Here is a 9646-nt window from a genome sequence, read left to right on the forward strand (position 1 = left end):
CGTGCCCGCACCGCCCTCCTTGGGGACCTCGCGGCGGTGCCGACGGACGCGCCGGAAATCCGCTGCGTAGGGCCTGATGCCCTGTTGTAGCGTGCGCACATGCCCGGTCCCGTACGCCCTGCCCGACCCGATGACGCCGCCGAGCTGGTACGGCTGCGGCGGCTGATGTTCCTGGCCATGAGCGGGCGGGACGAGCCCGGTCCCTGGGAGGCGGCCGCGCAGGAGCGGGCGCGCGAGCAGCTCGGCGGGGGCGGCGCGCGGTGGCTGGGGGCGTTCGTGGTGGACGGCGACCCCGCGGTCGCGGACGGGCCGCACCTGGCGGCGTGCGCGGTGGGCCGGGTCGAGGAGCGGCTGCCCGCGCCGGGGCACCCGGCGGGCCGGTTCGGCTTCGTCTTCAACGTCTGCACCGACACCCGCTACCGCGGCCTGGGGTACGCGCGGGCGACGACGCGGGCCCTGCTCGCGTGGTTCGCGGAACAGGGCGTGACCCGCGTCGACCTGCACGCGACCCCGGAGGCGGAACCGCTCTACCGCAGCCTGGGGTTCGCCGAGCACTCGATCCCGCTGTCGCTGGACCTGTCGCGGCGGCCGGTCAGGGGGCGGACGGCTCCGCGATGAGGGCCGTGCCGACCCGGCGGAAGCCGAGCCGGGCGTAGATCCGGGCGACGGCCTCGTCGCCCGCCGACAGGAACACGGTGGTCAGCCCTTGCGCACGGGCCTCGGCGACGAGCGCGCCGGTGACCGCGAGGGCCAGGCCGCGGCGGCGGGCGCTGGGCAGGGTGCCCACGCCGACGATCTCGCAGACCTCGCCCACGGGGTTGTACTGGCCCGCGCACAGCGCGGTGCCGTCCTCGACGGCCGCGGCGTGGACGGTGAGCCCGGCCCGCAGTCGGGCTTCCGCGGTCGCGACGAGTCCCGGGGCGGCGTGCAGCGGGAGCGCGGCGGCGAGTTCCGCCCGCCCGGCGGTGCCGACGGCGGTGCCGGGCTGCGCGAAGGCCAGGTGCGGGACGGTGAGCGCGCTGGGCAGCGCGGGGTCACCGGGCCGGAGCAGCCGTACGCCGACGTCCGCGGGGAGTTCCGGCGGCGGCGGGGACGGGACGAGCGGATCCAGCACCATCAGCGGGTGCTCGTGCACGGCCAGGCCGGACGCCTGCGCCGCCTCCCGGAGGCCGGGGGTGGTCTCCGCGACCCACTCGAAGCACTCGGGCACGCCCAGCTCGCGCTGGCGGGCCCGGACCCGGTCGACGTCGGCCCGGCCGACGGTGCCGTCGGCGCCGGGCGTCGGGCGGGCGTAGAAGGGCCAGCCGACGCCCTCGCGGACGAAGAGGGTGAGCGGGCCGTGCTCCTCGGCGCGGGCGCCCGCGCGGGGCACGGCGTCGTAGTAGCGCTCCAGGCGGTCCAGCAGATCCGTCACGCGGGGAGTCCCAGCCCTTCCAGCAGTTCCACGCCCGGCAGCGAGGCCAGCGCCTTGCCGGGCACGAGCAGTTTGCCGCGCCGGCGGCCGCTGCCGATGATCACGTACGGGGTGTCCGCGACCGCCGCGTCGACCAGCAGCGGCCAGTCGGCGGGCAGCCCGATCGGGGTGATGCCGCCGTACTCCATGCCGCTCTCGCCCACGGCGGTGTCCATCGGCGCGAACGAGGCCTTGCGCACGCCGAGATGACGCCGCACGAGGCCGTTCACGTCGGCCCGCGTGGTGGCGAGGACGACGCAGGCGGCGAGCGTCACCTCCCCGCCGCGCTTGCCCGCGACGACCACGCAGTTCGCGGACTGCTCCAGGGCGACCCCGTACGTCTCGGTGAAGACCGCGGTGTCCGCCTTCTCCGGGTCGGTGTCGACCAGCAGCAGCTCCTCGACGGGCACCTGCCCGCTCCAGGCGGTCAGTGCGGCCGCGACGGGGGCCGGAAGCAGGTCGAGCTTCTCCACGGCGGGGTGGACGTCGGTGAAGGTGCCGATGGGTGCGCGCATGTCCGGAACGCTAACAAATCCCGGGAGTTGGCGGCGCCGTCTCACTGGGGGGCGGGGACGGAGATGGCCAGCGTCATCTCCGTCACCTCGGTGCCCCGGTTGCGGTAGCCGTGCGGCGCCGCGGCCTCGAAGCTGGCGGTCGTCCCGGCGGGCACGCGGTGCTCCTGCCCGTCGACGACGAGGGTGAGCTCACCCTTGTCCACCCGGATCAGTTCGACGGTGCCCGGCGGATGCGCGTCCGAGTCGTGGCCCTCGCCCGGCATGATCCGCCAGGCCCACATCTCCAGCGGTCCCGGCGCCTGCCCGCCGGCCAGCAGCAGACCGCGGCTGCCGGCGGGGGTGCTCCACAGCTCGACGGCCTGGTCGGCGGGGACCAGCCGCACCTTGGGCCCGTCCGCGTAGTCCAGCAGGTTCACCAGGCTCGCGCCGAGCGCGTCCCCGATGCGGACGATGGTGCCCAGGCTCGGGTTGGTGCGCGCCTGCTCGATCTGGATCAGCATGCCGCGGCTGACGCCGGCGCGGGCCGCGAGCGCGTCGAGGCTGTATCCCCGTTCCAGGCGCAGACGCTTGACGTTGCGCGCGAGCGACTGGGCGATCAGGTCGAGGTCCGGCACCGTACCGTCCAATATGATGAATGCTGGAGTTCACTTCACTGTACTACTGTGGGGTGTACTGCACTGTTCACCGTACTGTACTGCGAGGGAGCCCCATGACCGCGGTCTTCGCCCTGGCCACCAGCCTGTTGTGGGGTCTCGCCGACTTCGGCGGCGGGCTCCTCACCCGCCGTTTCCCGGCGCTCACCGTGGTCGTCGTGTCGCAGGGCGTGGCCGCCGTCGTGCTGGGCGCGGTCGTGGTCGCGACGGGCGGCTGGAGCGAGGCCTCCCCGCGCCTGTGGTTCGCCGTGGCCGCGGGGCTGATCGGCCCGGTCGCCATGCTCTGCTTCTACCGCGCGCTCGCCCTCGGCCCCATGGGCGTCGTCTCGCCGCTGGCCACGGTGGGGGTGGCGGTCCCGGTGAGCGTGGGGCTGCTGCTCGGCGAACGCCCCGGGACCGTGCAGTACGCGGGCATCGCGGTGGCCGTCGTGGGCATCGTCCTGGCCGGCGGGCCCGAGCTGCGCGGGGCGCCCGTACAGCGGCAGGCGGTGGCCATGACCCTGGTCGCGGCCTTCGGCTTCGGCGCGGTCATGTCGCTCGTGGCGGAGGCTTCCCACACCGTGACCGGGCTCTTCCTGGCGCTGTTCGTCCAGCGCGTCTGCAACGTCGCCGTGGGCGGGGCGGCCCTCGCGGTCTCCGTGCGGCGGGGTGCACCGTCGCTCCCCGAGGGCGGCCTGCCGACGGTGTGGCGCAGCCTGCCCGCACTGGCCTTCGTGGGCCTCGCGGACGTGGCGGCCAACGGTTCCTACGCCTTGGCGGCGCACCACGGCCCCGTCGCGGTGGCGGCGGTGCTGGCCTCCCTGTACCCCGTCGTCACCGCCCTCGCCGCCCGGGGCGTCCTCGGGGAGCGGCTCCGCCCCGTCCAGGCGGCCGGCGCCGGCCTCGCCCTGGCGGGATCGGTCCTGCTGGCGGCCGGCTGACGGCGCACCGCCCGCCCGCCGCTTGCCGCACTTGCAATCCCCCCTGCCGTTTCGGCAACCTGGGGGCGTGGACGTCACGAGGAAAGAGGTGCTGGACGCCGTCGGGCCCCGGCTGCGGGAGCTGCGGCGCCGCCGCGGCATGACCCTGGCCGAGCTGGCCGAGCGGACGGGGATCAACGAGAGCACCCTGTCCCGCCTCGAGGGCGGGAGCCGCAAGCCGACCCTGGAGCTGCTGCTGACCCTGGCGGAGGTCCACTCGGTGCCGCTCGACGGGCTCGTCGGCGCGCCCCGCACCGGAGATCCCCGCATCCACCTCCGGCCGGTCACCCGCGACGGTCTGACGTACGTGCCGCTGAGCCGACCCGGCGGGATCCAGGCGCACAAGCTGCTGATCCCGCCGCACCCGGGCACGGAGCCCGAGTTGAAGACCCATGAGGGCTTCGAATGGGTCTACGTCCTGGCCGGACGCCTGCTGCTGCTCCTCGGCGACCGGCGCGTGGTGCTGAAGCCCGGCGAGGCCGCCGAGTTCGACACGCACGTCCCGCACCGGCTCGGCCCCGACGGCGATGACCCCGTCGAACTGCTCGTCCTGTTCGGGCGCCAGGGCGAGCGGGCCCATCTGCGGGCCCGCACCGCCTGAGGCCGGGGCGACCGGGGTGACGGGGGGTTCACGCCCCCGTCAGCGGGTCCAGGCCGTGCCGGCGCACCCCGAGCACGCGCCGCGTGACCTCCGCCTCCGTCCGCCCGCTGAAAACCCCGGTGCCGGCGGGCCGCCGGGCCCGGGCGGCCGCACGGGCGTCGTCCGTCAGCAGGTCCATGACGATCGCGGCGGCCGCGGTCGTCCCGGCCGCCGCCGCAGCCGGAACGCCCGCCATCAGGTCGCCGACGTTCCCCGCGGCCCACACGCCGTCGACGCCGGTGAAGCCGGAGGCATCCACCGCGAGTTGCTCCCCGAAGCCCGCCGGATGCTCCCGCACGGCCAGGCCGAGACCGCCGAGGAAGGACGCCCGTGCCGTGAAGCGAGGGGCGACCGCGAGCACGCGGACCGGTATCACCTGCCCGGAGGCGAGGCGCACCCCCGCCAGCCGGTCCGCGTCGTCGGTCTCCAGACCGGTCACGGCGCCCTCGACGACGCCGACGCGCAGCCCGGCGAGCTGTTCCCACTGATCGTCCGTCAGATTCGTGCCGGAGTGCAGGAACAGCGTCACGTCCTCGGACAACTGCCGGAACAGCAGGGCCTGGTGGAAGCTGCCAAGCACCCCGACCGCGGTGTCCCGGACCTCCCAGCCGTGGCAGAACACGCAGTGCACCACGTCCCTGCCCCATCGCTCCACCAGGCCCGGCACGTCCGGGAGTTCGTCGACCAGGCCCGAGGTCACCAGGACCCGCCGGGCCGCCGTCCGCCGTCCGTCCGCGCACTCGACCCCGAAGCGGCCACCGTCGCGGTGGATCGCCGTGACGCTACCGGCGACGACGCGGCCGCCGTAGGATGCGACCTCCTCCCGCCCCCTCCGCAGCAGTTCCAGGGGGGCGATGCCGTCGCGTCCCAGCAGTCCGTGTGCCGCGGCGGCCGGGGCGTTGCGGGGCTCGCCCGCGTCGATCACCAGCACCGACCGCCGCACCCGTGCCAGGGTCAGCGCGCCGGACAGACCGGCGGCGCCTCCCCCGACGACCACGACGTCCCACACGCCGCCCGGTGCCTCGATGCCGTTCCCGCCGATGCCGCTCTTGTTCTCGTCCATGGCGGCACGATCACTCCGGCCGCCGGTGGAGGCAACGTTCCGTGCCGTTTCGGCAAGAGGCGCCGCGCACGCCCGGACCGGTCACGCCTCGGAGGCCAGCTTCTCCTCCAATCCCGCGAGGAGTTCCGGGTCGAGCCCCGCGAGCGCGGCCAGCTGCTGGTGGGTCGCGCCGGCGGGCACCGGCACCGGGGCGGGCGTCCGCAGCGGCGGCTCCCACCCCCGCTCGGGCGTCCAGCGCCGGACGACCCGCGCCGGCGCGCCCGCCACCACCGAGTGGTCGGGGACCTCGCCCCGCACGATCGCCCCCGCCGCGACGACGACGTTCCGCCCGATCCGCGCCCCCGGCAGGACCACCGCGCCCGCGCCGAGCCAGCTCCCCGAGCCGATCTCGACGGGCGCCGAGCGCGGCCACTGGCGGCCGATGGGCTCGTGCGGGTCGTCGTAGGAGTGGTTGTCGCTCGTCACGTAGACGTACGGCCCGCAGTAGACGTCGTCGCCGAACACGACCGGCCGGGAGGCGATCACGTGGCTGCCGCGGCCGAGGACGACGCCGTTGCCGAGCCGGACGACGGGGTCGGGGCCGAGGTCGAGGCCGGGCATCATCCCGGCCGTCAGCGTGACCTGTTCGCCGATGATGCAGCACTCGCCGAGGTGGATCCACCGCTCGCCGAAGACCGTCCCCTGCGGGAACGCCAGCCGGGTGCCCGCGCCGATCCGGCCGAAGCGCAAGGGCCCGGGGCGCTCGGCGGAGACGGCACCCGCGTCCTGGACCCACCGCCAGCCGCGGTGCACCAGACGCGAGACGGCCCGGCGACGCCAGGCCGCCGCGGAGGAGAACAGGTTCTCGTTTTTCGGCACCCGCTCACCGTACCGAGGGCGCCGCGGCGCGGCCGGGCGATCAGATGTGATGTGCGCCGCGTTCCGTCCACGCGACGGCGACCCGCGCGGCGAGGCGGACGTTGCCGCGCACGGCGGCGAGGTTCGCCTCCAGGCTGGCCCCGCCGGTGTGCTCGACGAGGTGACCGAGGAGGAACGGCGTGACGGCCTGCCCCGTGACGCCCTCGCGTTCGGCGGCCGCCAGCGCCTGCGCCAGCACGCGGTCGTGCAGGGCCGGGTCGAGTTGCTCGTGCTCCGGCACGGGGTTGGCGAGGATCACGGCGGACGGCGGCCCGTCGAGGTCGTCTTGGGCGGCCATGACGCAGGCGGCCTCGTCGGGCGTGCCGACCGTCCAGTCCACGGGCTGCCCGGAGCCGCTGAGGTAGAAGCCGGGGAACTCGCTCGTCCCGTAGCCCACGATGGTGACGCCGAGGGTCTCCAGGCGCTGCAGGGTGGCGGGCACGTCGAGGATCGACTTCACCCCGGCGCACACGACGGTGATCCTGGTGCCCGCGAGCAGCCTCAGGTCGGCGGATTCGTCCTGCTCCTCGGTCCAGCCCCGGTGCACGCCGCCCAGTCCGCCGGTCGCGAAGACGCGCAGCCCGGCGCGGGCGGCGAGGAAGGCCGTGGCGGAGACGGTGGTGGCGCCGCTGGCGCCGGTGGCGACCGCGACGGGCAGGTCGCGGTGGCCGAGCTTGCGCATCCCCTCGTCGCCGGCGATGCGCTCCAGGCCCTTCCCGTCGAGCCCGATGCACGGCACGCCGTCCAGCACCGCGATCGTCGCGGGGACGGCGCCGGCCTCGCGCACGGCGGCCTCCAGCTCCAGCGCCACCTCGTGGTTGCGGGGACGGGGCAGGCCGTGGGAGATGATCGTCGACTCGAGGGCGACGACCGGGGCACCGGTTTCCAGCGCGATGATCACTTCGTCGGAGAACTTCAGCACGCAGTACGCGCTACCCGCCACGCGAGGGGCGCAATCACCGGACTACGGTGATCCCCATGACGGAGAGAGCCTTGATCGCGGACGTCGCCGGGCGTACGCCCCACCTGGACCCCGCCGCCTTCACCGCGCCGACCTCGGTGGTGCTGGGCGACGTGACGCTGGCCGCCGGCGCGAGCGTCTGGTACCACACGGTGCTGCGCGGCGACTGCGAGTCGATCAGCGTCGGCGAGGGCAGCAACGTCCAGGACAACTCCACGGTCCACGCCGACCCCGGGTTCCCCGCGGTGATCGGCGCGGGCGTCACGGTGGGCCACAACGCTGTGCTGCACGGCTGCGTCGTCGAGGACGACGTGCTAATCGGCATGGGCGCCACGGTCCTCAACGGCGCCCACATCGGCACCGGCTCGCTCGTCGCGGCGGGTGCGCTCGTCCCCCAGGGCATGCGGGTGCTCCCGGGGTCGCTGGTGGCGGGCGTACCGGCGAAGGTGCGCCGTGAGCTGACCACCGAGGAGCGCGAGATGGTCCGGATCAACGCCGAGCACTACGTCCAGCTCGCCGACGCCCACCGGGCCGCCTTCGCCCGGGACTGACCGCCCCGGGGCCGACCGCTCAGTCGGCGGCCGCCGCCACGGCGTCCGCCTCCGGCGCGGCCTCGTGGGCCTTCGCCGCGGCCTTGGCACGGCGCCGCACGACGAGGAACGAGCCGAGGCCGATCAGCACGGCGGCCGCCAGGCCGATCCAGGAGAAGCGCTTGAGCCACGGCTCGGCCACGATGCCCACGTAGTAGATGACGGCCGTGGTGCCGCCCGCCCACACGATGCCGCCGAGGACGTTGGCGACCAGGAACTTCCAGTACGGCATCTTCAGCACGCCCGACAGCGGGCCGGCGAAGATCCGCAGCAGCGCCACGAAGCGCCCGAAGAACACCGCCCACATGCCCCAGCGCGTGAACGACGCCTCGGCGGCCGCGATGTGCGCCGGCGAGAAGTGCTTGGGGAAGCGCCGCCCCAGCCGGTCCAGCATCGGCCGCCCGCCGCGCCGGCCGATGGCGTAGCCGATCGAGTCGCCCACGATCGCCCCCGCCGAGGCGCAGACACCGACCACCCACGGGTCCACGTGCCCCTGGGAGGCGAGCAGGGCCGAGCTGACGAGGATGATCTCGCCCGGCAGCGGGATGCCCAGGCTCTCCAGGCCGATCACGAGGCCCACCAGCAGGTAGACGCTCACCGGCGGGATCGTGCCGAGCCACTCCTGGACGTGCAAGGCCGCTTCCTCCCCCTAGGGCGGTCGGATGTCGGTCGGCGCGCCGGTGCGCGCACGTCGTTGCAGCGTATCCGACGTGGGCATCAGCGTGTCGCCGCGGGCCGGACCCCGCGGGCTCAGCCCTGCGCCATGACGAGGATCCCGTCGGCCAGCAGGAACACCCCGCAGGCGAGAGCGAGACCCGCGAGGACGGCCAGCACCCCCGGCCGCAGGATCACCGACGAGGACCGCGCCGCCTCGGGGCCCAGTTGCCGCCGTCGGAGCCACAGTGCCCGGACGCCGCCGTACAGGCTGACGAAGCCGACGATCAGGTACGACATGGGGGCAGCCCTCCAGGCTCTCGGGTCGCTCCGTGACCCCGTGTGGCCTGAGCCGGGACATGGAACCGGAACCGCTCCGGCCGCACGAAGACCGCAGAAGCCACGATCTTGGAACCGGACGCGTCCGGCGTCAACAGGGGAGTTGCGCGTGCGGGGCGGGCGAGTTCGCAACGGATTCGCGATGCCCGTCCCGGCGCCCGGTCGGGCACCGGGGTGCGGCACCCGGGCGTCGCTCAGGAGTTGGGGCGGAGGGTCCACACGATGGTCATCTCGCCCGTGACGGCGCCGTCCTCGCGTGCGAGGGCGACGGTGACGGGGAACTCGGGGCGCTCGCCCTTGTCGAGGTCGGCGATGACGTCGGCGGCGGGGCGGCCGAGCTGGGCGGTGGCGGTGACCGGGCCCATGGCGAGCTTCTTGTAGCCGATCTCGGCGCGGACGGCGAGGGGGACGGCGCGGGAGAGCTGGTCGGCGAAGGCGGCCAGGACGACGGCGCCGCTGGCGGTCTCGGCGAGGGTGAACATCGCGCCGGCGTGGGGGCCGCCGACATGGTTGTGGTAGGCGGGCTGGTCGGGGAGGCGGACCACGGCGCGCTCGGCGGTGGTCTCCAGGAACTCGATGCTGAGGGTGGCGGCCATCGGCACGGTGGCCGCCATGAGCTCGCCTATCTGGGGCTGGTTCTCGGACATGGCCGGATGTTACCAGCAGGTAATCATCGCTTCCATGGAACCGCGGCCGCACAACCCCTAGTGTTTCCAGCCATGTGGCCAGGACAGCAGCAGCCGGGGGAACCGCAGTATCCGCAGCAGCCCCCACAGAACCAGCCCCAGTGGGGGCAGCAGCAGCCCGCCCCGTACCAGCCGCAGCAGCACCCGGCCTACCAGCAGCCTCCGCAGCTGTGGGGGCCCCCGCCGGGGCCGGTGCCGGGTGGGCCGAAGCCGCCCGGCACCGGCCCCGGCGGGGG

General features: G+C 74.8%; 14 protein-coding genes. 4 read left to right on the forward strand and 10 right to left on the reverse strand.

The window, feature by feature from the left end:
• Positions 1 to 99 precede the first annotated feature (99 nt).
• The gene (locus PV341_RS23315) at positions 100 to 618 is read left to right on the forward strand and encodes a GNAT family N-acetyltransferase (protein ID WP_500324968.1); all 519 of its coding nucleotides are present in this window, start codon (positions 100 to 102) and stop codon (positions 616 to 618) included.
• On the opposite strand, the gene PV341_RS23320 is transcribed toward PV341_RS23315, so the two are convergent.
• From PV341_RS23320 to PV341_RS23330, 3 genes are read right to left on the reverse strand one after another with little or no spacing between them, the layout of a single operon-like run.
• A complete protein-coding gene (locus tag PV341_RS23320) occupies positions 593 to 1414 on the reverse strand; it encodes a GNAT family N-acetyltransferase (protein ID WP_500324970.1) in 822 nt (273 codons plus the stop codon). The two genes, PV341_RS23315 and PV341_RS23320, sit on opposite strands and share 26 nt — an antisense overlap.
• Complete coding sequence (locus PV341_RS23325) at positions 1411 to 1968, reverse strand: YbaK/EbsC family protein (protein ID WP_500324972.1); 558 nt, start codon at positions 1966 to 1968, stop codon at positions 1411 to 1413. Before PV341_RS23325 ends, PV341_RS23320 begins: the two co-directional genes overlap by 4 nt.
• A gap of 41 nt (positions 1969 to 2009) precedes the next feature.
• Positions 2010 to 2582, reverse strand: a complete 573-nt coding sequence (locus PV341_RS23330; RefSeq protein WP_499516750.1) for a helix-turn-helix domain-containing protein — start codon at positions 2580 to 2582, stop codon at positions 2010 to 2012.
• Between the two features lie 95 nt (positions 2583 to 2677).
• Here PV341_RS23330 and PV341_RS23335 point away from each other — a divergent pair, with 95 nt between their 5' ends.
• Together PV341_RS23335 and PV341_RS23340 are read left to right on the forward strand one after the other, a co-directional pair.
• A complete protein-coding gene (locus PV341_RS23335) occupies positions 2678 to 3541 on the forward strand; it encodes an EamA family transporter (protein ID WP_500358905.1) in 864 nt (287 codons plus the stop codon).
• Positions 3542 to 3608: 67 nt separating this feature from the next.
• A complete protein-coding gene (locus PV341_RS23340; protein ID WP_500358906.1) occupies positions 3609 to 4181 on the forward strand; it encodes an XRE family transcriptional regulator in 573 nt (190 codons plus the stop codon).
• Positions 4182 to 4209: 28 nt separating this feature from the next.
• Here PV341_RS23340 and PV341_RS23345 read toward each other — a convergent pair whose 3' ends face one another.
• From PV341_RS23345 to PV341_RS23355, 3 genes are all read right to left on the reverse strand, one after another.
• Positions 4210 to 5283, reverse strand: coding sequence for an NAD(P)/FAD-dependent oxidoreductase (locus PV341_RS23345; RefSeq protein ID WP_500324977.1), 1074 nt, complete (start codon positions 5281 to 5283; stop codon positions 4210 to 4212).
• Between the two features lie 81 nt (positions 5284 to 5364).
• Positions 5365 to 6141, reverse strand: coding sequence for an acyltransferase (locus PV341_RS23350; RefSeq protein WP_500324978.1), 777 nt, complete (start codon positions 6139 to 6141; stop codon positions 5365 to 5367).
• A gap of 40 nt (positions 6142 to 6181) precedes the next feature.
• Positions 6182 to 7102, reverse strand: a complete 921-nt coding sequence (locus tag PV341_RS23355; RefSeq protein WP_500324980.1) for a pseudouridine-5'-phosphate glycosidase — start codon at positions 7100 to 7102, stop codon at positions 6182 to 6184.
• A gap of 56 nt (positions 7103 to 7158) precedes the next feature.
• Here PV341_RS23355 and PV341_RS23360 point away from each other — a divergent pair, with 56 nt between their 5' ends.
• Positions 7159 to 7692 (forward strand): gamma carbonic anhydrase family protein, encoded by a 534-nt coding sequence (locus tag PV341_RS23360; protein WP_500324982.1) that lies wholly within the window; start codon positions 7159 to 7161, stop codon positions 7690 to 7692.
• A gap of 19 nt (positions 7693 to 7711) precedes the next feature.
• On the opposite strand, the gene PV341_RS23365 is transcribed toward PV341_RS23360, so the two are convergent.
• The 4 genes from PV341_RS23365 to PV341_RS23380 all read right to left on the reverse strand — a co-directional run.
• Complete coding sequence (locus PV341_RS23365; RefSeq protein WP_500324983.1) at positions 7712 to 8365, reverse strand: DedA family protein; 654 nt, start codon at positions 8363 to 8365, stop codon at positions 7712 to 7714.
• Positions 8366 to 8481: 116 nt separating this feature from the next.
• Positions 8482 to 8685: a hypothetical protein gene (locus PV341_RS23370; protein WP_500324985.1), complete on the reverse strand. Its 204-nt coding sequence runs from the start codon at positions 8683 to 8685 to the stop codon at positions 8482 to 8484.
• Between the two features lie 233 nt (positions 8686 to 8918).
• Positions 8919 to 9371, reverse strand: coding sequence for a DUF4442 domain-containing protein (locus PV341_RS23375; RefSeq protein WP_500324986.1), 453 nt, complete (start codon positions 9369 to 9371; stop codon positions 8919 to 8921).
• Between the two features lie 57 nt (positions 9372 to 9428).
• Positions 9429 to 9646, reverse strand: a 218-nt coding sequence (locus PV341_RS23380; RefSeq protein ID WP_500358907.1) for a hypothetical protein, incomplete at its 5' end; no start/stop codon positions are given.

It is taken from the genome of Streptomyces sp. PA03-1a (genome assembly GCF_033792805.1).
Classification (GTDB): domain Bacteria; phylum Actinomycetota; class Actinomycetes; order Streptomycetales; family Streptomycetaceae; genus Actinacidiphila.